Origin of the sequence: Roseofilum halophilum BLCC-M91 (genome assembly GCF_030068445.1) — a bacterium.
Classification (GTDB): Bacteria; Cyanobacteriota; Cyanobacteriia; order Cyanobacteriales; family Desertifilaceae; genus Roseofilum; species Roseofilum halophilum.
The window spans coordinates 1-23,876 of the sequence record NZ_JAQPOK010000055.1 but is presented as its reverse complement, the minus strand read 5'-3'; the positions used below and the strand labels follow the sequence as shown (position 1 = coordinate 23,876).

The 23,876-nt window shown below is 46.5% G+C and carries 21 protein-coding genes and 1 tRNA gene; 3 read left to right on the top strand and 19 right to left on the bottom strand.

The features are described 5' to 3' along the window. Nucleotides 1-140 precede the first annotated feature (140 nt). The 7 genes from PJF56_RS06725 to PJF56_RS06695 all read right to left on the bottom strand — a co-directional run bounded on the left by PJF56_RS06725 (nt 141) and on the right by PJF56_RS06695 (nt 7,091). Nucleotides 141-1,022 (bottom strand): hypothetical protein, encoded by an 882-nt coding sequence (locus PJF56_RS06725; RefSeq protein WP_283761878.1) that lies wholly within the window; start codon nt 1,020-1,022, stop codon nt 141-143. A gap of 9 nt (nt 1,023-1,031) precedes the next feature. Beyond that, nucleotides 1,032-1,709: a response regulator transcription factor gene (locus tag PJF56_RS06720; RefSeq protein ID WP_283761877.1), complete on the bottom strand. Its 678-nt coding sequence runs from the start codon at nt 1,707-1,709 to the stop codon at nt 1,032-1,034. Nucleotides 1,710-1,748: 39 nt separating this feature from the next. Beyond that, the gene (locus PJF56_RS06715; protein WP_283761876.1) at nt 1,749-2,588 is read right to left on the bottom strand and encodes an MBL fold metallo-hydrolase; all 840 of its coding nucleotides are present in this window, start codon (nt 2,586-2,588) and stop codon (nt 1,749-1,751) included. A 74-nt stretch (nt 2,589-2,662) separates the two neighbouring features. Then, nucleotides 2,663-3,184: a cytochrome b6-f complex iron-sulfur subunit gene (gene petC, locus PJF56_RS06710; RefSeq protein ID WP_283761875.1), complete on the bottom strand. Its 522-nt coding sequence runs from the start codon at nt 3,182-3,184 to the stop codon at nt 2,663-2,665. 344 nt (nt 3,185-3,528) lie between these two features. After that, on the bottom strand, nt 3,529-4,098 hold the full coding sequence (locus tag PJF56_RS06705) for a TerD family protein (protein ID WP_283761874.1): 570 nt from the start codon (nt 4,096-4,098) through the stop codon (nt 3,529-3,531). Between the two features lie 24 nt (nt 4,099-4,122). After that, nucleotides 4,123-4,827, bottom strand: a complete 705-nt coding sequence (locus PJF56_RS06700; RefSeq protein WP_283761873.1) for an N-acetylmannosamine-6-phosphate 2-epimerase — start codon at nt 4,825-4,827, stop codon at nt 4,123-4,125. Further along, nucleotides 4,827-7,091: a hybrid sensor histidine kinase/response regulator gene (locus PJF56_RS06695; protein WP_283761872.1), complete on the bottom strand. Its 2,265-nt coding sequence runs from the start codon at nt 7,089-7,091 to the stop codon at nt 4,827-4,829. The genes PJF56_RS06700 and PJF56_RS06695 overlap by 1 nt, the downstream gene beginning before the upstream one ends. 224 nt (nt 7,092-7,315) lie before the next feature. On the opposite strand from PJF56_RS06695, the gene cobN reads away from it, so the two are divergent. Then, a complete protein-coding gene (gene cobN / locus PJF56_RS06690; protein ID WP_283761871.1) occupies nt 7,316-11,323 on the top strand; it encodes a cobaltochelatase subunit CobN in 4,008 nt (1,335 codons plus the stop codon). 1 nt (nt 11,324) lies between these two features. Here the strand turns inward: cobN and PJF56_RS06685 are convergent, their stop codons facing one another. From PJF56_RS06685 to PJF56_RS06670, 4 genes are all read right to left on the bottom strand, one after another. Then, nucleotides 11,325-12,470, bottom strand: a complete 1,146-nt coding sequence (locus PJF56_RS06685) for a restriction endonuclease, SacI family (protein ID WP_283761870.1) — start codon at nt 12,468-12,470, stop codon at nt 11,325-11,327. Further along, nucleotides 12,413-13,288 (bottom strand): DNA adenine methylase, encoded by an 876-nt coding sequence (locus PJF56_RS06680; RefSeq protein ID WP_283761869.1) that lies wholly within the window; start codon nt 13,286-13,288, stop codon nt 12,413-12,415. Before PJF56_RS06680 ends, PJF56_RS06685 begins: the two co-directional genes overlap by 58 nt. 129 nt (nt 13,289-13,417) lie before the next feature. Then, nucleotides 13,418-13,490: transfer RNA gene (locus tag PJF56_RS06675), tRNA-His, on the bottom strand. A gap of 43 nt (nt 13,491-13,533) precedes the next feature. Further along, complete coding sequence (locus PJF56_RS06670) at nt 13,534-14,796, bottom strand: lipid-A-disaccharide synthase-related protein (RefSeq protein ID WP_283761868.1); 1,263 nt, start codon at nt 14,794-14,796, stop codon at nt 13,534-13,536. 174 nt (nt 14,797-14,970) lie between these two features. On the opposite strand from PJF56_RS06670, the gene PJF56_RS06665 reads away from it, so the two are divergent. Then, nucleotides 14,971-17,298 (top strand): CHAT domain-containing tetratricopeptide repeat protein, encoded by a 2,328-nt coding sequence (locus PJF56_RS06665; RefSeq protein WP_283761867.1) that lies wholly within the window; start codon nt 14,971-14,973, stop codon nt 17,296-17,298. A gap of 52 nt (nt 17,299-17,350) precedes the next feature. Here PJF56_RS06665 and cobO read toward each other — a convergent pair whose 3' ends face one another. The 8 genes from cobO to clpS form a co-directional block, all read right to left on the bottom strand. Next, nucleotides 17,351-17,974, bottom strand: coding sequence for a cob(I)yrinic acid a,c-diamide adenosyltransferase (gene cobO, locus PJF56_RS06660; protein WP_283761866.1), 624 nt, complete (start codon nt 17,972-17,974; stop codon nt 17,351-17,353). Nucleotides 17,975-18,105: 131 nt separating this feature from the next. Continuing rightward, nucleotides 18,106-18,603 (bottom strand): DNA starvation/stationary phase protection protein Dps, encoded by a 498-nt coding sequence (dps, locus tag PJF56_RS06655; RefSeq protein ID WP_283761865.1) that lies wholly within the window; start codon nt 18,601-18,603, stop codon nt 18,106-18,108. Between the two features lie 21 nt (nt 18,604-18,624). Further along, nucleotides 18,625-18,888 (bottom strand): sulfiredoxin, encoded by a 264-nt coding sequence (locus PJF56_RS06650; RefSeq protein WP_283761864.1) that lies wholly within the window; start codon nt 18,886-18,888, stop codon nt 18,625-18,627. Nucleotides 18,889-19,107: 219 nt separating this feature from the next. Then, nucleotides 19,108-20,181, bottom strand: a complete 1,074-nt coding sequence (locus PJF56_RS06645; RefSeq protein ID WP_283761863.1) for a coiled-coil domain-containing protein — start codon at nt 20,179-20,181, stop codon at nt 19,108-19,110. Nucleotides 20,182-20,251: 70 nt separating this feature from the next. Further along, the gene (locus PJF56_RS06640) at nt 20,252-21,229 is read right to left on the bottom strand and encodes a hypothetical protein (RefSeq protein ID WP_283761862.1); all 978 of its coding nucleotides are present in this window, start codon (nt 21,227-21,229) and stop codon (nt 20,252-20,254) included. A gap of 155 nt (nt 21,230-21,384) precedes the next feature. Beyond that, on the bottom strand, nt 21,385-21,999 hold the full coding sequence (locus tag PJF56_RS06635; RefSeq protein WP_283761861.1) for a hypothetical protein: 615 nt from the start codon (nt 21,997-21,999) through the stop codon (nt 21,385-21,387). A gap of 82 nt (nt 22,000-22,081) precedes the next feature. After that, nucleotides 22,082-22,351: a DUF2103 domain-containing protein gene (locus tag PJF56_RS06630; protein ID WP_347179472.1), complete on the bottom strand. Its 270-nt coding sequence runs from the start codon at nt 22,349-22,351 to the stop codon at nt 22,082-22,084. Between the two features lie 103 nt (nt 22,352-22,454). After that, nucleotides 22,455-22,781 carry an ATP-dependent Clp protease adapter ClpS gene (gene clpS / locus PJF56_RS06625; RefSeq protein WP_283761859.1) on the bottom strand — a complete coding sequence of 109 codons (327 nt, stop codon included), beginning with the start codon at nt 22,779-22,781 and terminating at the stop codon, nt 22,455-22,457. A 166-nt stretch (nt 22,782-22,947) separates the two neighbouring features. On the opposite strand from clpS, the gene PJF56_RS06620 reads away from it, so the two are divergent. Further along, complete coding sequence (locus tag PJF56_RS06620; RefSeq protein ID WP_283761858.1) at nt 22,948-23,634, top strand: Uma2 family endonuclease; 687 nt, start codon at nt 22,948-22,950, stop codon at nt 23,632-23,634. The last annotated feature ends 242 nt before the right edge of the window (nt 23,635-23,876 follow it).

Genomic DNA, 23,876 nt, shown 5'->3' with positions numbered 1-23,876 from the left:
ACAGCGCTTCGCGCGGTAATGAGGTACAGTCAGAAAAGATCCCCCTAAATCCCCCTTAAAAAGGGGGACTTTTACTGCCCCCCTTTTTAAGGGGGGTTGGGGGGATCGAAATGTACCGCATAGCAGCGAAAACTGCTGTATTACTGGAGTGGGAGCGTCTCGCTCCCTAGATTTTTAAATTTCGGACTTGATATCACCCGCTCCACCAACCACCCCCCAAACCCCCGCAAAAATACCATTAAACCCGGACGATTTGCTGAAGGAAAAAGGGCCAATTGTAAAGCCTTAGCCATCTCCCTCTGTTGCTCCGGAAAATAGAGCGCAAATCGTTGAAAACAATAATATAAATCCGGGGTATAACTTTGGTCTTGCTCCATCACTAACTCAAATCCCGTTCTCACCATCCGTCGCATGATCCAACGGCATTGTTTTTTCACTTGAGCTGAAAATCGGCTATTCTGGGGTGACAATTGAGATAAAATATCCAAAGTTTGGGCTAAATCCATTGCCCAAGTGTAGGCATAGTTAATGAGGGAATGTCCCGGCTTAAATTGGGGCAAACTGATGGGGAGATCTTCGCCAGCAATTTTTAAGCTTTTAATTTGGATAATGCTCGGCCAAATTGAGTGCTGCTGCTCAATATCTGCCTGAGTCAAGAGAATCAGTTCTACTTTTTGGCAAAACAGATATCGCTTTTGGAGTTGGCTGCAAATTTGACGCGCAAGGGAGCGATCTAGACCGGAAATTTCCCCGAATAAAATGGCAAAACTATCGAGATCGGAGACTTGGGGAAGGGCTAAACCGCGAGGAACAGAGCCGCGTAAATAGAGAGCTTGTAAGCGAGTTAACCAAGTCTGTTGAACTCTCTCCCGCAGTTCTTCGACTAAGAGAGTCCAGGGGGGTGTAATGTTATCAATATGGCAATCATTAATTAAATATCCAGTGGCATCTTGAGCCAAGAGTTTACCCCAAGGGATGATTTGGGTCATTTTTCCTCCATGACTGATAACGGTATTACTCATAACATTAGGTTAACTTTTGCAAATTTCGAGACGATAACCCATACCATAAACGGTTTCTATCCAGCGATCTACCTGGAGTTTTTGTAACTGCTTTCGCAGCCGCTTGACACGGGCAGCAACCGCATTACTTTCTGGCTCTGCGCCCCATTCCCAAAGGGCTTGTTCTAGCCGATCGCGGCTGAGGACTTGTCCGGGATTTCGCATCAAGATTTCTAACAGTTGAAAGTCTCGACTGGATAATTTCAGGCTCTGTTCGCCTCGTGTTAAGTATAGGGTATCGAGATTGAGGGATAAATCGCCCACTTGTAGGATATCGCCCACCCAAAGGGGCGATCGCCGTCGCAGAGCGCGTACTCTGGCAAAAAATTCTTCAAGATCGACGGGTTTCACCAAATAATCATCAGCGCCAGCATCTAAAGCTTCTACTTTATTGGCGGTAGTATCTTTAGCCGTGAGCATTAAAATGGGGGCGCTTTTCCCCGACTGGCGATAAAATTGGCAAAGAGCAACCCCGTCTTGTCCCGGTAACATCCAATCTAAAATCAGTAAATCATACTCTTTTTCGCCGATTAACCATTGGGCATCAACGCCATCGTTCACGCCATCAACAATATGCCCGGCACGGGTTAAGGCAAAATGTAAGGGTTCGAGTTGTTCGGGATCGTCTTCGACTAACAAAATTCGCATCAGTCCAATGACAGCTACTCAGGTTTAATATCAGGTTCATCACTCCCCAAAAAACCATTGTGTACCCACATGAGCCTCTATACAGCGATCGCCCAAATCATGCCATAACCAACTCATCGCCTTCATTCCCGTACAATGATTTGCGCCAATCCGTTGCACCTGATAGCGCTTCAGGATATCCACCGTCGCTTGCACGCGCTGCTCATTAGCGTTTAAGAGATGCATTCCTCCCATGACAGCATAAACCTGTTCAACTTCAGCAATCTGGGCAATATAATTCAGGGTATTAATTGCCCCCGCATGGGCGCAACCGAACAGCACCACTAACCCCTCCGGACTATACAAATATAACGCTTGATCGTCCCAAAGGGGATCGACCCGATTGTGTTCAACATCTTGCCAAAATGATCCCCCCGTATCCTCTAGGGGATGGGTGCGGGGAATGGTTCCCGTTGCATAGACTCCCGGACAAATTTCTGTAGGGTTTTGAGTCCAGACGATGCGATCGCCATAATCGGCTAAAATTTTCTCAGAGTCAAGCAAACCGATATTCCCTCTGGGGCTATATTTTGGGGCGATCGCCTGGGGATGGAGAAACAAAACCGGGCCATCTTCGGGGAACCTCCCTAAACTGGGCAATCCTCCCGTATGATCGTAATGGCCATGGCTCAGAACAATCCCATCAAGATCCCATAAGGCAATGCCTAAATGTTCCGCATTATGGCGTAATGCCATCCCCTGTCCCGTATCAAACAGAATCTTATAGCCATCTGCTTCGATGAAAAACGAGATGCCATGCTCTCCGAGTAGCCCTCGACCTCTGGCACAATTTTCAACTAAGACGGTTATTTTTAGTTGGCTGAGACGATCTTTAGACATGAGTTTTACTTTACGATCTCTGTGCCTTCGTGGTAAGGAACCACAAAGACACAAAGGACACAGAGAGATTTTCCCTAAACCCACCAAGGCATTTTCCCAGTCCGAGGATCGGTTTCTGTCCAAGGAGAAAGCCGAATATAATCCCCCTCTATTTTCACATGGGTCAGACGCAAAGGTAAGGGAGCTGGCCCCCGTAGCACTCGACCTTCAGCATCATAGAGAGAGCCATGGCAGGGACATTGAAATTGATTCTCATTGGCATTCCAAGGGAATGTACAGCCCAGGTGGGTACAGTTATCCACAATGCCCCAGGGATGTAATTCACCCTTTTCTGTAACCGTTAGATAGGTCGGTTCTCCACTCAAGCCAGCCACCAAAGCACGACTATGAGCAGGAGCCGCTAAAATTTGGCTCCCAGGGATTAGCTTTCCATGGATATCCTTCGCCAAAATTCCACCTTGCTCGTCTGCTTCGGGACGGGGAAGGAAAAATTGACCCGCCGGATAAAGGCCAGCCACCACAGTGCTGGCAACCGTTGCTCCTGTCAGAAAGTTCAGGAACTGTCTGCGAGACATTGAGGGATAAGCCTCTTCCATTTGATTTTCCCTCCTTGGATCGTAATCAGGACTCTTTAGTTATAACATAACTTTCTAGCGATATTAGGATTTGAGATCATTTGTATCTTTTTAAGCCTCGCTTAGTAATACTTTATATAGATTGCTTATCTAAGATCTTTTGGCACTATTCTAAAAGTATGCTATATTTTCATATAGTGATGCTTGTGTCCCAACCAAACCCAGTTGTCAAAAACTGGGCAGGGAATGCCCCCTGAAAGTAGGTTATGGAATGGGTTGCGCCTTTCCATGCCTACTTTTAAGGGAGCTTTCTTAAGCTAAATTTTTTGCATCAGTCAGGAGATAGGAAATCGCCCCTTTTCCGATTAACTATAGCGGTCTAAAAGGGCTTGCAGTCCGCCTCCGTAGCCTGCACCGACCGCATTCATCCGCCATTCTCCATCTTTGCGATACAACTCGGTGATAATCATCGCCGTTTCAATGGAATAATCCTCATCCAAGTCATAGCGTATCGCCTCATCCTTGGTCTTCACATTCACCAGACGCACATAAGCATTATTCACCTGGCCAAAATTTTGTTTGCGTTGTTCTGCCTCATAAATGGTCACGGTAAAGACCATTTTCATCACCTCTGGGGCAATCTTGCGTAAGTCAAGAATAATGACTTCATCATCACCTTCACCCGCACCAGTGCGGTTATCCCCCATGTACTCTACTGCCCCATCTGGGCTTTTTTTGTTATTGTAGAAGATCAGATGTTTCTCAGACACCAATTTTTCATTGGCTCCTAAGAGAAAAACCGAGGCATCGAGATCGAAATCCACCCCCGTATCTGTCGCTTTAATATCCCAGCCTAAACCAACAAAAGCGGCTTCAATACCTGGGGATGCTTTTTCCAGAGAAACTTTTTGTCCTTTCGCTAGAGAAATGGTCATAATTATTCAAGTCAATTGACGACTTTATTCAGCATATCTCACGGATTTGGGAGTAGACAAAATTTGTTGATAAGATTTAACCTTCTGGTCAATTCCCGTGATATCTGTACCGACGACCACGGCTATTGCCCCTAAATCTAAGGCTTTTTGGGCCATTTCTGGGGAACTAATTCCCCCTTCACAGACAATGGGGCAACTGAACTGTTGCACCAGTTGCTCTAGGAGATTGTATCCTGGGGGGGTGAGGTGACGGGTTGAGGGGGTATATCCGTACAAAGTCGTGGCGAGCAGATCTGCCCCAGCATCAAAAGCCAAGTTGGCCGACTCCAGGGTATCGACATCAGCAAACACGGGTTTATTGAGCTGCCGATGAATTTGATCGATCAGGATATGGAGGGTTTCGCCTCCTGGCCGAGGGCGGTTGGTAGCATCTATGGCAATCCAATCTGCGCCTGCTTGGGCCAGTTCTAGGGCTTGGTCAAACTGGGGCGTGATATAGATCTCACAATCGGGGAATTGACGCTTCCAGAGACCAATAATGGGCGCGTCTGTCTGTTCCCTAACCGCTTGGATGTGGGCGGGGGTATCAATCCGAACGGCTGTCGCCCCTTGATTGAGAGCCGCTTTGGCCATCGCTACAATTACCGAGGGGTGATGGAGAGGAGAGGAAATCGGCGCTTGGCAAGATACAATTAATCCCTGTAGGGGGAAGGATTCGGGTCGCTGCATTACTTTGGCGTGAGGATTCGGCTAAGGGTTTGTAGGAGTTCTTCGAGTTGCAAGGGTTTATTCAGATACACATCAGGCTCAGTGAGGGGATCTTGGGATAACTCTTGTTGTTCAGAGGCATCGGCGATCGCCACCACTTTGATTGTATAAGTCGTGGTTGAATTTCGCAAAATAGTAATTAATTCTTGAATCCTCATATCCGGCAATTGAGTTTCTGTAATAATCGCCAAAGGACGCAACACTTCGATTTGCTGAGTGACTGTTGAGCCATTTAATAACCAAATGGCTTGATATCCGGCTGCTGTGAGTAAATCACAAATTTCCCACGCCATCTGTTCATCTTCTTGAATCAAAACTAAGCGTCCTAAAGGGATATTTCCCGCCCAGGGATTAAGTGAACTCTGTCCCGAAGGTTTCAAGGCAACTTTACTTTGGGATTGAGAAGGTAAACTCACCGTAAAAACCGATCCCACTCCTGGAGTCGAATCCACTTCAATCAGTCCTCCATGAAGCTCTACCAATTGACGAGTAAGGGCTAATCCTAAGCCCAGGCCGGGATATTCACGTTCATAAGTTGTTTCCAATTGCTGGAATTTCTCAAACAAGAAAGAAAAGGAGTTTTGGTTAATACCAATACCCGTATCTTCAACCTTGAAAATTGTCCTCTCCTCTTCGCGCCAAACCGTTACAACCACCTCCCCTCCTTCTCCAGTAAATTTGATCGCATTGTTAATCAAATTCAGCAGGATTTGTTGTACTCTATATTGATCTCCGGAAAACATATCTTCTTCTTCAGACAAAGAAATATTCACAATCAAACTAATCCTTTGATTTTGAGCTGTTTTTTGCAAAGAATTTTGACAGTTGCGAACCAAGTCAGTCAAAGAAAATTGACGAATATTGAGAATTGTTTTGCCTGCTTCTAACTGAGCTAGATCTAACAAGTTATTAATTAAATCCAATAAATGTCGGCCACTATCTTGTATTTTTTGTAAATATTTTCTTTGTTTATCTAGACTTAGTTTATGGGCATTCTCTTCAGTAGAAAAAGCCAACCTCAGTAGGGTTGCAGACATGCCAATAATATAGGTCAATGGCGTTCGCAACTCATGGCTAATTGCTGCCAAAAATTCGTTTTTTATTCGATTTTGAATCTGGCTTTTTAAAAGAGAGGATTGCAGATCGGATGCTCCACCTTCAGAATCTTGATTGACAGATTCAGATTCTAAAGAACTCCAATTTAGCTCCTGTTCGAGCTGCGATCGATCGATGGCGATCGCCAAATAATCAGCTAATCGTTTGAGGGCATGTTTTTCTCCTTCCAACCAACGTCGAGGATAGTGACATTGATGGGCAATCATCAATCCCCAAATTTGTTTACGCACCAAAATCGGAACCACCAACTTAGCCCGAATATGATAATGACGCAATAGATCTAATAAACAGGGAGAATCTTGATAGCTAACTTCTACATCTGAAATCGCAGCTACCCAGCCTTGTTGATATTTTTCCCGTCCTTTACATCCATAGGCAAAACAAGACTTTTCCTCCGTTAAATGAAGGACGGGAGGAATTGAATTACCCCCCTTAGCTTCATAGGTAATATAGCCCCAAGTCTTAGGGGCATTAATCGGGTTATAGTCTTGAGTCTTAAACACATCAAATTGATAGATTAACAGGCGATCGACCTGCAAAAAATTCCGCCATTCCTCCACAGCAGTTGATACAATAGTGGGTAAATCAACCCCTTGCTGCATTTGGGCAATAATTTGATAAAATAATCTCTCTTGTCTAGCCGGATTCATAAAAGAACCCGTCAAACACTCTTGCGATCCCGCTTCCGACTGTTCAATCCGGGTTAAAAGTTGCAGGATCAACTCCCCTTGTAAATAAGCTGAATTCACTTGAGGAGTACGAATCACTTTTTTTAAGGCCTGATGAACCAGGCAGGGATCGGATAATTCTTGTAAAAGTTGTTTAAGAAAGACGGTAATCGGTTGAGCATCAAAGGTAAACTCAACTTGAAGATAGGGGACTTCATGAATAGAGGCGTGACCGAGAGGCGTACCAATTAACAACACCCTCAAGGCTGGAGACACGAAAACCAAAAACTGCGATCGCCCATAATTCCAAGAGGAATCGGTCTGATGTAAAATCCTCTCAGTGATACAGATCGCAGCCTCTCCCAAAGTATCGGCCTTACCCTGTAACAAGACATAAAGCTGCTTAAAGGTCTTGTAATCTAAAATTCGATGAGGTAGCATTACTATTGCTTGGCAGGAAGATCTCAAGATACATGAAGATACGGCAGATCGAGGAGGAGAGCGGACACCACAATTATGATAAATCCTACTCCTGTCTCTATACACAGAGGGCTTGCCATTCTCCGATGTCCCTATCCTATGCTGTTTTTGATCCCTACCCCCCTGAAACGTTGGGAAACTTTTAGGTTTTGACCGTTTAGCTTAATATTAGGTTTAGAATTACAATGCATCGAATCGCAGCAACTCCGGGAGGATGGAACCCCGAAGACGAAGGGGTGGTTATCCTCGAACAAACTCCAGCTCCTATCGTGATTCTCACCGCAGCCGATACGGATATTCAAACTTTGGCGGCAATCCTCCCCCATCTCCCGCCTCAGTTTCCCGATATTCGGGTGGCGAATCTGTTGCACTTGGTGCAGCAACTGTCGATTGATGATTATGCAGAGCGGGTTTTACAGCACGCCCAGGTAATTTTGGTGCGTCTGTTGGGAGGACGTGCCTATTGGTCTTATGGTTTGGAAGTGGTGAAGGAGTTAGCCCAAAGTCAGGGTATTGCCTTGGTGGTGATGCCTGGAGAGGATTCCCCGGATATGGAGTTAATGAGCCATTCGACGGTTTCTTTGCAGCAGGTTAACCGATTATGGCGCTATTGGAGCGAGGGGGGCGTGGAGAATATTCGTAATGGGTTGTTGTTTTTAGTAGGGGCGGGTTTCAAACCCGCCCCTACAGGGTGGGAAATCCAAAATATTGCTGAACCTCAACCCGCCCCTACAGGGTGGGAAATCCAAAATATTGCTGAACCTCAACCCGCCCCTACAGGGTGGGAAATCCAAAACATTGCTGAACCTCAACCCGTTCCTAAAGTGGGCGTATTACCGCGAAATCAGGGTTTAGGGCAAAATTGGCCAAAAGTGGGGATTCTCTTCTATCGTGCCCATTATTGCGCCGGAAATACGGCTCCAATCGAGGCCCTGTGTCAGGCTTTGGTGGAGCGCCAGTTAAGGCCCGTGCCGGTGTTTGTGTCTTCGTTGCGCGATCGCCACTGTCAAGAAGAAATTCTACAGCTTTTCCAACCCCCAGACAACGACCCCATCCAAGTTCTGCTCAATACCACCAGCTTCGCCATTCATTCCCTACAAACCAAGGAATCAACACCCTCATTTTTCCCCACCCTAGATGTGCCCACCCTCCAAGTCATCCTCAGCAGCTCCACCGTCGAGCAATGGCAAGCAGGTAACCGGGGACTCTTACCCAGAGATGTTGCCATGAATATCGCCCTACCAGAAGTAGACGGCCGAATTATCACCCGCGCCATTTCCTTTAAGGCGACACAAACCTATAATCAACATCTACAAACCAATGTGGTGCAATACCAACCCGTTACTAACCGGGTTAACTTTGTGGCTGACTTAGCCGCTAACTGGGTGAAACTGCGGCAAAAACCAGCCCCAGAGCGCAAAATTGCCCTCATTCTCGCCAATTATCCCACCCGTGACGGGCGGCTGGCCAATGGTGTTGGGTTAGATACTCCCGCTAGTTGCGTGGAAATTCTGGCAGCTTTGCAACAGGCAGGATATCAGTTAGAGGATATGCCGAAAACGGGAGAGGATTTAATCACTCGCTTAACCGCAGGGGTGACGAATGACTTGGAGGGGAATGAGATCAGGATGGGGAGATGGGGGGATGGGGGGATGGGGGGAATATCCCTCTCTCAAGATGATTATGAATGCATGTTTGGGCAGTTGCCCGTTGAGGTGCAAGAAGGAATTAATAACCGATGGGGTTCTGGTGGTGTAGGGGCGGGTTTCAAACCCGCCCCTACAGAGAAACCCGCCCCTACAGAATATGGGTGTACAGGGTTTGCGATTGCGGGGTTAAATTTGGGGAATGTGTTTGTGGGTATCCAACCGTCGCGGGGATACGATCTAGACCCCAGCTTAAATTATCATGCGCCGGATTTAGAACCGACTCCTGATTATCTGGCGTTTTATCAGTGGATTAAAGATATCTTTGAGGCGGATGCGGTGATTCATGTGGGCAAACATGGGAACTTGGAATGGTTACCCGGTAAGAGTTTGGCTCTGTCTGAATCTTGTTATCCGGAGGTGGCGTTAGGGGCAATGCCACACTTTTACCCGTTTATTGTGAACGATCCGGGGGAAGGTTCGCAAGCGAAACGGCGATCGCAAGCGGTTATCCTCGATCATCTTACCCCACCCCTAACTCGCGCCGAACTCTACGGCCCATTGCAACAGCTCGAAACCCTAGTCGATGAATATTATGAAGCCGATAGTTTAGACCCTTCCAGACTACCCGCTATCGAATCTCGAATCACCCAACTTATCCGTCAAGAACATCTCGACCAAGATTTAGGCTTAACACCAGAAGACTTAACTGGGGTGACTTGCCAACTTTCTACCCGCATTGATGGCTATCTGTGCGAACTTAAAGAAGCGCAAATTCGCGATGGTCTGCATATTTTCGGCCAATGTCCCCAAGGGCGACAACTGCGAGATCTAATCGTTGCCATTTCCCGCTCCCGTCCCCAGGGAATTACCCGTGCTTTAGCAGAGGATTTGGGTTTAGACTTTGACCCCCTGACCACTGAGCCGACGACGCGGTTGGAGCCTCCGGTGGTGATTGAAGATCGGGTTTATCACCAAGTGGGGGATGTGGTGGAGCAATTGGAAACATTAGCCGCACATTATGTAGATCAATTATTGGTAGGGGCGGGTTTCAAACCCGCCCTTACATCTGGGTGCGAAGACGATATGATTGGTGTTTTATGTCGCGAAGTAGACCAAGATGTTGTAAGGGCGGGTTCACGAATATTTGGGTGGGAAGACCAGATGGTTGGTAAACCCGCCCCTACCACGGAGAATGAATTAACCTGGATTGCCGAAACCTTGTATCCTCAACTACAAGCCACCCGGCAAGAAATTACCAACCTATTGCGCGGACTAGATGGGCGCTACATCCCCAGTGGCCCATCGGGCGCTCCCACGCGGGGACGGGCGGAGGTGCTGCCAACCGGTCGTAATTTTTATTCTGTCGATATTCGAGCAATTCCCACGGAAACGGCTTGGGGAATGGCGCGGAAAGCTGCGGAAGCGTTGATTGAACGCTATACCCAGGAAAATGGGGAGTATCCGAAGACACTGGGGTTATCCATGTGGGGAACTTCAGCCATGCGGACGGGAGGGGAAGATTTAGCGGAGGCCTTATGGTTGTTGGGAGTGCAACCGGTTTGGGATGGCCCATCTCGTCGCGTGGTGGATTTTGAGGTGGTTCCGGTGTCGGTTTTGGGACGGCCGAGGGTGGATGTAACCCTGAGAATTTCGGGATTTTTCCGGGATGGGTTCCCCAATTTGATCGATTTGTTTAATCAGGTGGTGGAGAAGGTTGCAGGGTTGGATGAACCGGAAGAGGACAACCCTTTAGCGGGGACAGTGCGACGGGAAACCCAGAAATGGCGAGAGTTGGGGTTAAGTGAGGAGCAAGCAAAGGGGCGATCGCACTATCGCATGTTTGGCTCGAAACCGGGCGCTTATGGTGCAGGGTTACAGGGTTTGATTGAGTCCCAAAATTGGCGCAGCGATGACGATTTAGCCCGCGCTTATCTGAATTGGAGCAGTTACGCTTACACGGGGCAAGGGGAAGGTCAAAGTGCCCCAGAAGTTTTTGCCCAACGGTTGCAAGATTTACAGGTGGTTTTGCACAATCAAGATAACCGGGAACACGACTTGTTAGATTCCGATGATTACTATCAGTTTCAAGGGGGATTAACGGCGGCGGTGCGGTCATTAACGGGGAAAAATCCCACGGTTTATTTTGGCGATCATGCGGTGATGAATCATCCGAGAATTCGCACATTGCAAGAGGAAATTAACCGGGTATATCGATCGCGAGTCATCAACCCTAAATGGATCGCCGGTGTCATGCGTCACGGGTATAAAGGAGCCTTTGAAATGGCGGCAACGGTGGATTATTTGTTTGCCTATGATGCCACGACTCATTGTGTGGCAGATCATATTTATGAGGGCGTAAGCGAGGCGTATTTACTCGATCCGAAGGTACAGGAGTTTGTGGAAAAGCATAATCCTTGGGCGCTGCGAGATATGGCCGAGCGGCTATTAGAGGCGCATCAGCGCGGTTTGTGGACAAGTGCGAGCGAGGAACGGGTGGATGCGTTGAGGGCGATCGTGCATCAAGCGGAAGCGAGTATTGAGTAATTTAATCGGATCGGGAATATTCCTCATTACTGGTTTCTGCGGCTTGTCTCATCGCCAAAAATGCTTCCTTAACGGACTGGCTTACAGCACTTTGGGGTTCGGCTAAAATCAGGCTCTGATAAACCTCTAGGAACCGACCTCTTAAACGATGAAAGAGGTGTAAAAAATGCCGAATAAACCCAATACAATCTAAAATCACAAACTCAATACCTCCCGTTTCGTGATACAAAGATTGTGCATAGGACTGAACTTGATAATCGATTGGCTCAGTAGTGATAAAAATGTAATTATCAAGTCGCTTATTGCTTAAACTTAATTTCTGTAAAGTACGATCTATATCATCACAAGTCACTCGCTTATTTTTCATTTCATAACTGGTGACGATTTTGTCATCACCAAGCAGGGTTATTTCAACATCTCCTAAAGCTCCTGTTTGGATATCCGCAGCATTATGGGCTTTCAAAGTAAGAACTTTTTCTCCCAGAAGTTCTTCAGCCGATTGATAAGCTGCTGCTACCAAAAGTACAGACAGGCGACTTGTTCCCTTAAGACTCATATGTTGGGCAATCAAATTGATCATTTCTTCAGAAGATAAAGGAATGGAATCTTCAGTAGTATTTAAACTGGTGACTAATTCCTGAATCCTTTTTTCCCCTTGGTTTCTTTCAATTAGCAACACTCTAACGATCTCGGCAAGAAGTAGATCGGGGAAAACTTGGTTATGGTGAATCTCATCGAGCAAATGCAGCACCGCTTGATACAATTTTGGTGGTTTACCGACAAGATTCAAGTTTTTAGTGAGTGTTATATTTCGATTTCGTAGAGCAGGAGTCAGGAACGCAGTCGTATGATTACAGGGTAAGTTATGATCATTAATAAAAGATGTAATATAGCGTTCATCATAGCTACGGCCAGAAAAAGAATCTGGATCGCCAATTTCTGTATATGGTTTCCTAATATCTATCTCTGGTCGATGTAATTTAGCCAATAAACAAGCCATCAAAAGCCGAACTCCTGCACGATTTTTAAGGTTACGAGCAACATAGTCAGCAGCCTGTCTAATATTTACATCCTCAATCAATGAGGAGTCTAGGTTGGCATTAGCTTTTCTAAAAGCGGCATTGAGGATTTCGATAGGTTCCGGCATTTGCTTTCCTGTTTTGGAATATCATAATTTGTCCAGAGGACTTCTGTCCGAGGTTGTTTAACGGATAAACATTTTTTGGACGGTGCTTCAATACGATTCCAACCTTTATAAAGATGATCGAAGAGTTGACAACCATAACCAGATATCGCTACTTTGCCCTGAAGCTGGTTCAACACTGCGGCTAATTCTCGATGATCGTTATCGGTCATTTCATATTGATAGGCATGGCGATCGCCCCGTGTATCATGAGGATAGGGAGGATCGCAGTAAAATAAGGTTTCTGGACTATCATATCGCCCAATCACTTCTATGGCTTTGCCCTGTTCAATTTGAACCCGCAATAGTCTTTGCACAATCTCAGAGAGTCCTTCCACACTTCCTAACCAACGAGAAACCGCTCCGGCCATTCCAGCTCGACTGGTGAGCTTACAATGGGCCCATCTTCCAGCACTAGCCGTTTGAGCGAGTCCCGTTCTCACTTGACGAGCGCGAACGAAAAAACGCCTTGCTCTTTCCAATTCTGAGCAATTTTCCCTGGTTTCTTCAACCGCCACTCTCAATTCTTCTCTGGAAAAGGGAGTTAATCCAATGGCTTGAATTAGTTCATCTTTTTGGTCACGCAAAACTCGAAAAAAGTTAACCACTTCTCCATCAATATCATTGTAGGTTTCCACAGGAGAAGGTTTACGATTGAGAAGAACAGCCGCAGATCCAGCAAAAGGCTCACAGTAATGGGTTGCTTCTGGCAATAAAGGGAGAAGCCAGTTAAGATGATTAAACTTGCCACCATACCAACCAAAAGCAATGAGTTTAGACATTCGCCGGTTCCCAAGATTGACTCTGAAGCTGAAGTAGTATAGATTAGGTCATTTTAAGTAGGGGCTTGCATTCTTTTCGCCCCTACCGCCGTTGTAGATGGAATTGACCATTATTTAGCTTTTGAAGAGGGCGAACGACGGGAGTTGAACCCGCGAATGGCGGAACCACAATCCGCTGCCTTAACCACTTGGCTACGCTCGCCATGAATTTAGACTGTAGATCACTATAGCACAGTTTGACACAATTAGCCACCCTGGGCGGCAATTTTTTCTAAGAAACAAGTGGCAATTCTTTGGGATGCGCCGGGTTCACCCATACGCTGCCGTCCGTTGGCATAGATGAGTTGGAGGCGATCGGGGTCTTCTAGGAGGTCTTGGAGGGTTTGGGGTACGGCTTGGGGACTTTCGACTTGAATCACGGATGGGCCGAGGAGTTTGGCTTGTACTTGGGCAAATTGGAGGGTGAATTGGGGGCCTTTTCCGGGGAGGGTGAGGGCGGGTTTACCGAGTCCGACAAATTGCTCGGTGGCGGTTCCGGCCATGGCGATCGCAAAATGAGCTTGCTGTAAACAGGTACTATAGGCGTTTTCGGTTAAGAACACTGTGCCGTTACTGAGGGTATAACAGAGGGTTTCTGGAGAGGGTAAATCCATGCCTTCGGGTGGCTGATTGCGCCGCCATCCGTAGGATTCCAGGATTTGACCAAAGGTTTCTAAGCCTAATCCAGGGGCGATCGCCCCAAACACCTTGATCGGGCGATGCAAACCCTTAAACGGTTGCGGTTCGCCCAGCACTTTTCCCACTGCTGTTAACAGCACCTGCCAATTCTCATAGGCTTCTGGAGCGCGGGAACCGGGAAGCAACACCAAGGCCAAAGATTTCCCTTCCTCCTCCGGTTCCTTCTCCATGGGTAACACATCATCCATCATCGGATTGCCACAATCAAACACGGGCAACCGCTTCCACTGTTGCAGGGTTTGGGCCGTTAACCGATCTCTGGGAAACACCCCCATACAGCGCCGTCGTGCCATTAACCACCGCTCCCAAGGTAAATACACTGAACCCGACCAACCCTGGGCAAAACCCGCTTTTAAGGGGCCATTCTCATCTCGAATCCAATATTCTGATTTCGCGGTGGCTACAAATGCATAGGGTAAACCACTGAGCCAAGCCAACAGTAGGGGCACTATATCCCCAACTGCTAACACTGCGCCCCCCTCTTTCGCCCAGGTGCGAATGGCTCCATATTGCTGCCAAATCAGTTGCAACATTCCTGCTTTCACATCGTTGGCTAACTGGCGACCCTCCATATACACAAAGCCCCCAGAGGGCATGGCTTTCACCGGCCCAATCAGAGGAATATCCATCTGCCGATAGGCTTGACCTTCTCCCACTAGGGACAGGGCAGATAACTCTGGGGGATTGGGTGTGGCTCTCAATTGGCGCAAGATGCGAGTGGCGATCGCATCTTCTCCATGACCATTACTCAAGCATAGGATTCGCATCATGCACTAAAAAACCATTCAAACTAACCCTTCCATCAGTAGCATAGACTGTTCCCGCTTCATACAGCAGTTTTTGCCGTTCTAAAAATTTCCCTGAATTGAGGCTCTAACTCTAGTAAAGACAGTCAGAGCCAACTTGTCAGCAGGTTCGATCGGGAAAAAGGTGCAGGTGAAGCGGTGACTCAAGAATTTCATTTGTCCGTCACGCCAGTGGGTTATGTCAGGGAAAGCGCCAGCGAAAATCTACCCCTGCGTAAAACTTACTTGGTGCGAACTGAATTAGTCGCTCCTGGAGTTCCCCTGGCGGAAGAACAGGTGGAGTGGCCGATCGCCGATTGGCTAGAATTAACGGAGTATTTGATCGGCGATCCTCTCTTTTCGACTCCTATTTCCTCGGAGTCGGTGGATTTAGTCAGTTTCGGGAAAAGCTTGTACCAGTCCCTATTTCAAGGCACGATCGCCCAAAGTTGGCATACTGCCCAAGGAATTGCCCATAATCGCACCCAGCCCCTACGGTTGCGTTTACACTTGAAAGATCCCTTGGTCGCCAAATTGCCTTGGGAAATTCTCCATGCTGGCGATCGCCCCCTCACCACAAATACAGAAATTCTCTTTTCTCGCTATCATCTTAACCCCAGAATCCGACCGTTACAGGACAATCCCCTGGTCGATCCGTTAAACATTTTGATGGTGCTTTCAGCGCCGAGCGATCAACAGGGATTAGCTCTCGATCAAGAAATGCATCGCTTAAAAGGGGAATTGCAACACCATGAAGGCATGGGTTTAGATATCCGTCTGGATATTCTCACCTTTCCCGATCGCGAACAACTCACCCGCACCCTAGAACAAGGACAATATCATATCTTTCATTATTCCGGCCATAGTCAAGCCAATGCCTGGGGAGGCGAAATCTATCTCAAAAACCAACACAGTGGCTTAACTGAACAACTTCATGGAGAAGATTTAGCCGGTTTATTGGTCAATAATGGCATTTTAATGGCCCTATTTAATTCCTGTTCCAGTGCCGGAACCGGAGATACCAGTTTAGCGGAGAGCTTGCTCAAACGGGGGATTCCCAGTGTATTGGCTATGGGCGATCGCATCCCGGATCAGGTGGCGATCACGTTTAGTCAATTGTTCTATCGCAATCTTAAGCGAGAATATGCCATTGATTTAAGCTTAAATCGGACGCGCCAAGGTCTCATTGCTGCCTATGGTTCCGATGCGCTCTATTTTGCCCTACCCATTCTCTATCTACAACCCGGATTTGTACAATTTTTACCTCCGGATCGTCCCTCCTATTCTGCCTCGGTTCCTGTACCTCCTATTACTCCGCCACCGGTTTATCCATCTCCCGTCAAAAAGGATAAAGTCTATTATCAACAGCGAATTCAAAAGAATGCCCAAGATGTGGAAGCCTACCATCGCTTAGGACTCATTTTTGCCGAAGAAGGTCAGACGGAAGATGCTATTTCTGCCCATCAAATGGCTTTATTAACCGATGATAGTTATGCTCCCGCTTATTACCATTTAGGCTGTCTTTTTTATGAACAAGGACAGATACAAGAAGCGATTGAATTCTATCGTCAAGCCCTCGATCGCGATCCCGAACATCCCCAAGCCAATATTGCCCTGAATCAAGCTTTAGCCCACAGTGAAGCGGTTTCTGCTGTACCAGTCGAGAGTCCCCAAGAAAAGAGGTTACCCGACAAGAGGGGATGGGCTTTTCCTTTGCCTCTTGGACGTTTCGGGTTGATCCGTATGGGGATTTTGGGGGGGATGGCTATCCTGATTTTGGCTGTTGTTCAAGCCTACACGAGTTGGGTCACTTTCCGGCAACAGTCTGCAATTGTCTTACCTTCTCCGTCTCCTGTAGAGCTGTCTAATTCAGATAATGAGAATCAGACGCTCAGGAATCGGGCGATCGCCGCGTTTAATCAAGGTAATGTAGAGCAGGGCATTACCTATGTAGAAGCTTTGCTTGAGAGTGATAATGCAGTCATTTCCTATGCCAAGCAAGCCTTAGCAGTCATTCCCCGTGAATTGGAAGATTCAGAGGTGAGTTATATTAAAGGGCGTTTGGCTTGGCAAGCCCTGCAACAGGGAAATTCAGACTATAGTGTGGATGATGCTATTCGCTCTTGGAAGTTTGCCATTCGACAAGACTCTAAACAGGCAAAGTATTACAATGCTCTAGGATTTGCCAATCTTGCTAAACAAGATTGGCATAAAGCTCGACAGAATTTTGTTAATGCAAAAAAGATCGCTGAGGCTCAAAATTATCCAGAAACCTTAACTGCTTATGCGGGATTAGCCTTAGTTTTGGCTCAGGATAATCAAGAGGAACAGGCGGTTGATTTCTATCAGTTTGTCATCCAGAACGATCCATTGGCGTTTCAGCCTCTATATCTGGGAACCCACAATTGGTTATGGACAAATGAGACGATCGCTCAATGGGGAACTTTGGGCGATCGCGTGGCTAAAATTGCGGAGAACAACAATTAGGTAATTGTTAATTGTTAATTGTTAATTGTTAATTGTTAATTGTTAATTGATATTAATACTCAATTCCTGGTTGTGCTTTCACCCCTTGCTCGCGGAACGGGTGTTTAATTAACTTCATTTCGGTGACTAAATCTGCGGCTTCAATTAAAGCTTCTGGCGCACCTCTTCCGGTGAGAATAACGTGGGAATCTTGGGGTTTGTTGCTTAAACCGGCGAGAATATCTTCAACTTGCAAATATCCCAGTTTAAGGGCCACATTAATTTCATCGAGGAATACGAGGCGAAATTCTGGGTTTTGCAAATAAGTGAGGGCTTGTTGCCAAGCTTCTGTCGCTTTGGCAATGTCGCGATCGCGGTCTTGAGTCTCCCAGGTAAACCCTTCTCCCATGGCCTTAAATTCCAGTTGCTGGGGAACCCAGGGCTGTAAAACGGCTTTCTCTGCCGGTTCCCATGCGCCTTTGATAAATTGCACGATCGCCACTTTATAGCCTTGACCGAGCGATCGTAACACCATCCCTAACCCGGCTGTGGTTTTTCCTTTCCCATTTCCCGTATGCACAATGATTAACCCCTTTTCTTTATCCGCTTTGCTAACTCGCTCCTTTTGCACCTCTTGGCGGCGTTTCATCTTTTTCTGGTATTGTTCGTAGCTCAGGGATGAAGATTGGGTGTCCATAGCAGAAATACGGTTGATGTGATGTCTACAGTTTATCAGAGTTGGCAAGAGAGAGAGCTTTACAGCATCTTGAATACCCTGATAAAAACTTAGGGAGCAAGTTTAACCCCTTTACCGGATTTGAGATTACTCTATTGTTCCACAGGGTGAAGATGGGCTTCGAGGAACCACAACCGTTTATCGATGGTGCGGGAAATTTCCGTATACAAATCTGCCGTGTCTGCATCGCCGAGATCGTCAGTTTTGGCAATGCCATCTCTTAAATGTTTGGCATACTGGGCAAGGCGATCGCTCAGGGCAGTTAAATGGGCTTTTCCGCTCACAGCATCTAGGGGATAGGGTTCTAAAATTGAGCGATCGGCAGCAACGCGGGCAGTTCCGAGGGCAACTGCACCCAAGGCGGTAACCCGTTCTGCCACCATGTCTACATATTCTTCCAGTTCGCCTGCAATTTCATCAAACAGTTCATGCAGAAAATAAAAATGTCTACCTTTGACATTCCAATGGGCTTGTTTGACTTGGGTTTTCAAGTCTAGGGTAGTCGCTAGAGTTTGATTGAGCAGTTCGACTACGGGTTGGCGAATCTCCGTCGATAGGTCGATGCGGGTGTCATAGAATTTGGTGTTCATAAAGTTTGTGAGGAGTAAGGTTTAAGCGAGATGTCTTTGCAATACAGCGCGAGGTGCGCGACGCACTCGACATTTAATGGTTTCTTTGCCCAGTCGTTGATGAGCTTCGTAGCGATGGCAACCGGAAAATCCATAGTAGCTACCTTCGACTTCTAGCACATCAATGGGTTCTTGTAATCCGATTTCGGCAATGGATGCCATCAAGGTTTCAACCTTGGCGGGATCGGTTTGCCGAGGAAGGGGACGACGAATCTGGTTTAAGGGAATGTCTGCAATCCGAATCATCCTGGGTTACTTGGGTCTGACCTTTCTTAATCATAGTCGATATGACTTCGTTTTGCAACCCAGATGGGGAATTACAGCGCTTTGGGCAATGTACCTCAAAACTGCTGTGTCAACCAGCGCGATAAAAAAATTGGGAATTGCCTTGCATCCACCCGCAATTGTGCAATTCCCAAACTACTCCCAAATCTGTAATTGTGAGGGTGAATCCCCCCATCCAACTTATTTGCCTTTCATTTGCTTGGCTTGTTCTAGGGCAATTTCTTTAAGCGCCTCAGAGGATTTACTATTTGAGGTTCCTTCAATGGCTTTCACGGCTAAATCTTGTACCTGTTTCAAGGCAGAATCCAATTGTTTGGAGAGATTCTGAATCCGGCTTTCTTGATTATGGATGGTTTCGGATAAGCCTTGTAAGCGCAATTCATAGATTTTCTTCTGGCTTTCGATTTCTTGGGCGCGAAGATCCGCTTTGACTTTGACTTGATAGTGACCAATATTACGACCGTTGTCTTTACCCCGCTTAATGTTCTGTTCCAATTCTTGGGGGAAGGCTTCGACTTTGGCTTTGGCTTCAGTATAGGCTTTTTCCCGTGCGGCGATCGCCGTTTCTCGCTCTTGCCAAGCTTGCTCTTGCGTTTCCCTTAGCTCCACCAGCTCTTGCTCTAACTGCTCTCGCCCTTGCTGATAGGCTTCTTCATCCAACTTGCGTTGCAGTTGCACATTATAGTCATAGGTTTCTGCATCCCTGATTTGTTGCGTCTGCGTAGCTTGGTTGCGCTCTTCAATTTCCCGTTGATGGGTTTGCCGCTCTTTCTGCCAAGCGTGCTGCGCTTCGGCTAAACGCTGCTCTAGGGTTTCTCGCTGTTCTTCCCATTCGAGTTCAAAGGTTTTCGCCTGGGTTTGATACTGCTCGATCAGTTCATCTAAAGTCGTCTCGGAAACTTCTAAATCATATAACTGTTGCAATTGCTCCTGTTCTAAGTTTACCTGCTCTTCAACATCTTCGAGTTGGCTGGCTTCTTTTAACAGTTGCTCGGAAAGTTCGTTTAAGGCTCCACCAAAAGTGGCTTGAATTTTTCCCAAGTCTTGCAAGACTTTCTTCATCGGTTCCGCCACTCGATTGGATGAGTTCTGGGCGCTGGGATGTTCAATGACAGGGGTGGGTTTCACGAGGGGTTGTTTTTGGGGTGGGGTTTGGGAAATTTTGTTTTCTAGCTCTTTCTTTTCTTGCAGTAATTCTTGATAAGCTTCGAGAATTTCGGCTTTAGTATTGCGATTTGTGGGTTTTTTAGCCATGGTTAAAATGATAGCGCTTCGGTAATGGGTAAATTAATCTCCTAGATTTTCCTTAGAAATTATCTAAAAATTATTGATTACTGGAACTGGAAAAAGCACGCATCGCCAGTTCTTTCGCTTGATTAACAGCAGCTTGCAGTTGTTCGGAAAGAGCAGTGATTTCTTCCGTTTGCCGTTCAATGGTTTTTTCCAAGGATTGAACTTGCAATTCGTATCCCTGTTGAATACCTGTCCATTCTTTTTCTAAAAGGTCAGATTTAACTTTGCCTTCACGGTTGGCATCTTGAATGGCTTCTTCTTTGGCTTTGGTATAAGCTTGTTTCAGTTCGTCTTCGTAACTGGCAATTTTTTGGCAAAATTCGGTGTATTCGGCTTCTTGAGCGCTGAGGACTTTTTGGCGCTGTTGCCAATCTTTTTCGAGGTGTTGTTGACGCTGGTGGAGTTCGTGTTCGAGTTGCCGTTTGCGCTCTTCATAGTCGTCTGAGTCGATTTGACGCACGCGCTCTAGTTCGTATTGACGATCGGTTTCTTGACGTTGGCGATCGCGGTTAATCTGTTCTCTCTTCTCCCCTAGGGCGCTTTCATAGTCTTGTTGCTCTTTTGACCAGAGTTTCCGCACCGAGTCCTGTTGCTTTTGTAATTCTTCTTCCTGGCTGGTGATTTGAGCCTCAAATGTATTCACTTTAGCGTTATGCTCTTGCGTTAAAAGATGCAGCGCATCGGCCACAATACGGATATTTTTCAGGTCTTGTAATTGTTCCTTTTTAACGCCGATCGCCTGATTGATGTCCTTAAGCTTATCCGTTTCCGTGGATAACTTCTCAGTTAACTGCTCGATAGTCTCCCCTAAGTCTAACTGGAGTGTAGCCAGTCCCGTAACTAGGCGATCGCGACTATAACCCGAAACCTTCGCCAACACCTGCTGATTCTGTTCCCGTTGCGCCTCTTGTTCCTTCGTTTCCACCCGCGCATTGGGCGATTTTCTCTCCTGAACGATCTTCTCAAACGCTTGCATTAACTGACTTTTACTCGATGATGTGGGAGTCATTACCGTAGCCCTCACAGACTTGATATCTTCATCAACATCATCACTATAGCCAGGATTGAATTTTAAGTCAACCCCCATTTTTGAGAGACCACCAAAATAGGAGTGCGAGCAAGATGCTCGCACTCCTAAAGCACCACATTAGATGAAATAGCCTACTAAACTCCTTGGATAATGCCCAGGAGCATCCGCAATAAACTCTCTAAATCTGCGGGAACACGATAGAGATTAATATCCACATGAATAGATTTTTGCTCCCGTTGTAAAAGAGCAAACTTCCAAATATCCCCAGTCGTAACCGCACCATAAAGGTAAGGAACCTCTAGATTTGTCCAGCTATCCATGGCAATCAGTTCTACCGCCAACTGAGTCATTCCCCTAGGCATATCTGCATTTTTGGCTTCAACGACTAATAAATTAGTCTGAGAGATAACCAAATAGTCAAGGGTTCCTTTCAAAAAGTTATTCACCATCATCGGATACTCGATTTTTAACTTAGACCCAGATAAACGGCAAACCTCTAGTAACGTGGGCGCAATCAACACTTCTCGGCGTGCTATTTCACTGGTAAGATCGACACATAGCACATCTTGCTCCAATCGTTCTTTGAGCGCCCTACAGTCTAGATTGCCAGAAAATTGGGGAAGTGCAAGAGCAGATTTTTCTAACCGAAAACCGAGTTCTGTGAGAATATCTTCAGGGTCAAAGGTGAGTTCGGCGTATCGGCTAAAGGTGTAGCTTTCTTGTAGATTGAGAATCGGAGGTCGAGTCATAAGAAAAAGATGGGGGAGAGGGGCAGGATGGGGAGGATGGAGCGGTTTAATCGGACTGAATATCATCTTGAGTCTGTCCCAATTAAGAGCAGAGAATTGAGGCGATCGCCTCCTCCAGGGCTGTCTTCGATAAACTCGTCACAATAAACACCTCCTGCACCGTCTTCCCCTGGCGAGCAATCAGCTTAAATCCGCCCCGAATGGGAACCGAAACCTTCAACTTCATATGAGGCATATGGCTTTTTACCCGACCAATCACCCCTGGCGTAATCGTAGAAACCCCTTCATAGGTCGTTAACTCTTCCAAAATCGGAATCAACCCTTCCAAATGGGTTGAATGATTCCATACCAGGCGACCCGAAGATTCACCAGACTTTGATGGAGCCTCAGATGGAGCCTCAGAGCGTTGTACCTTCTTTTTCTTCTTCTTACCCACGCTCGTTGCTCCCCACTCCTTAAGCCTTTTCCAGAGGAGCCATCGTTAAACCCGCCCGACTCAACTGCTGATGATACAGTTCAGCCGGTTCCTGGGGGCCAACCCAAACCGTAGCTTGTCCCTCATAGTGAACTTGATTGGTCAACTCCCAGGCCAAATCACTCGTCATCCCTGGAATATACTTCACCAAACAATCATGGACATGCTCGAACGTATTCACATCATCATTGAGGACAATGACTTTGTAATTCGGATAAGGCTTACGGATAACCTGGCCCGACTTTTCAGGGGCCTCAATTGGAGCGGCTGCCATATTGCGAATCGGAGGCGAAAGTACCGGATTCATAGACCCTATTTGTAAACTTATCGACAGAAGCAGTTAAAACTTATTTCACTATTCTATTTTATTATAGCCATCATAGGGTAGGCAATGCAAGAATAGTACAAGCGAATCCGATCGCGTCGCCCCCATGCCCTAATTATCATATTAGAAGTTCCTACATCTAAATCCTATGACTTCGTTACTTTGTGAGCCTACTCAAAATAAACTGCCCTTGCAACTGTGGCAACCCTCTAGTTGGGACAACTATCAAGCCTGGCGGGATAGCGATCGCCCGGAACGAATCAAGCTATACTACTACCAACATAAACTCTTAGTCGAAATGGGTTCAGAAGGAATTAATCACTCTAGCATCGGCGATCTATTTACCATGCTCTTTCTTCTCTGGTTCAGTCAAGAGCAAAAGCAAACCTTTAGCACTTTTGGGGGCTGCTTGCTGGAAAAAGCCAACCAAAGCTCGGCTGCACCGGATCTAGTTCTCTACATTGGAGACAATTACCCCACTTGGCATCCTGGTGAAAGACGCTATATTGACTTAGATCGCTGGCCAGTTCCCGATCTAGTGGGCGAAATTTCAGATACCACCTTGTCAAGTGATTTAGATGAGAAAAAGCACTTGTATGCCTCTTTAGGCATTCCTGAATATTGGGTGATTGATGTCATTGGACAACGAGTGTTTGCCTTTCAGTTGCAAGAAAATAACCGATATAAAGAATGCGATCGATCTCAGGCATTATCCGGTTTACCCATCGATCTTTTGGAAAAGTGCCTCAGCCGTTTACAAGAAGCCAGTAATGGAGCCGTTGCTTCTTGGTTTTCTGAGCAAATTAAATCTCTGGATACTGGCGAGCATTCATGATACAGCACTTTGCAAAGTATGTGTTTACAATCTGTAGGGGTGATTCATGAATCACTCCTACATACACCTTTTTTATATTAGCTTCATGTAACTATACTAATGCTCACTGCTATACAGCGCTTTTCGATGTTATGAGGTACAGTAATCGAAATTTTAAGGGTTGAGTGCCTTCCCATGAAAAGCCTGAAAAATGGGGATTATAGCGTGAAAAATGGTTTTCCCATTACCAATTACCCATTACC

Coding starts and splice junctions, on each gene's coding strand:
- clpS (WP_283761859.1), bottom strand. CDS start 22,781: ATGAATCCGGTACTTTCGCCTCCGATTCGCAATATGGCAGCCGCTCCA.
- PJF56_RS06720 (WP_283761877.1), bottom strand. CDS start 1,709: ATGCGAATTTTGTTAGTCGAAGACGATCCCGAACAACTCGAACCCTTA.
- cobO (WP_283761866.1), bottom strand. CDS start 17,974: ATGGACACCCAATCTTCATCCCTGAGCTACGAACAATACCAGAAAAAG.
- PJF56_RS06640 (WP_283761862.1), bottom strand. CDS start 21,229: ATGACTCCCACATCATCGAGTAAAAGTCAGTTAATGCAAGCGTTTGAG.
- PJF56_RS06725 (WP_283761878.1), bottom strand. CDS start 1,022: ATGAGTAATACCGTTATCAGTCATGGAGGAAAAATGACCCAAATCATC.
- PJF56_RS06705 (WP_283761874.1), bottom strand. CDS start 4,098: ATGACCATTTCTCTAGCGAAAGGACAAAAAGTTTCTCTGGAAAAAGCA.
- PJF56_RS06650 (WP_283761864.1), bottom strand. CDS start 18,888: ATGATTCGGATTGCAGACATTCCCTTAAACCAGATTCGTCGTCCCCTT.
- PJF56_RS06645 (WP_283761863.1), bottom strand. CDS start 20,181: ATGGCTAAAAAACCCACAAATCGCAATACTAAAGCCGAAATTCTCGAA.
- PJF56_RS06715 (WP_283761876.1), bottom strand. CDS start 2,588: ATGTCTAAAGATCGTCTCAGCCAACTAAAAATAACCGTCTTAGTTGAA.
- PJF56_RS06685 (WP_283761870.1), bottom strand. CDS start 12,470: ATGCCGGAACCTATCGAAATCCTCAATGCCGCTTTTAGAAAAGCTAAT.
- dps (WP_283761865.1), bottom strand. CDS start 18,603: ATGAACACCAAATTCTATGACACCCGCATCGACCTATCGACGGAGATT.
- PJF56_RS06695 (WP_283761872.1), bottom strand. CDS start 7,091: ATGCTACCTCATCGAATTTTAGATTACAAGACCTTTAAGCAGCTTTAT.
- PJF56_RS06680 (WP_283761869.1), bottom strand. CDS start 13,288: ATGTCTAAACTCATTGCTTTTGGTTGGTATGGTGGCAAGTTTAATCAT.
- petC (WP_283761875.1), bottom strand. CDS start 3,184: ATGGAAGAGGCTTATCCCTCAATGTCTCGCAGACAGTTCCTGAACTTT.
- PJF56_RS06700 (WP_283761873.1), bottom strand. CDS start 4,827: ATGCAGCGACCCGAATCCTTCCCCCTACAGGGATTAATTGTATCTTGC.
- cobN (WP_283761871.1), top strand. CDS start 7,316: ATGCATCGAATCGCAGCAACTCCGGGAGGATGGAACCCCGAAGACGAA.
- PJF56_RS06670 (WP_283761868.1), bottom strand. CDS start 14,796: ATGATGCGAATCCTATGCTTGAGTAATGGTCATGGAGAAGATGCGATC.
- PJF56_RS06620 (WP_283761858.1), top strand. CDS start 22,948: ATGACTTCGTTACTTTGTGAGCCTACTCAAAATAAACTGCCCTTGCAA.
- PJF56_RS06635 (WP_283761861.1), bottom strand. CDS start 21,999: ATGACTCGACCTCCGATTCTCAATCTACAAGAAAGCTACACCTTTAGC.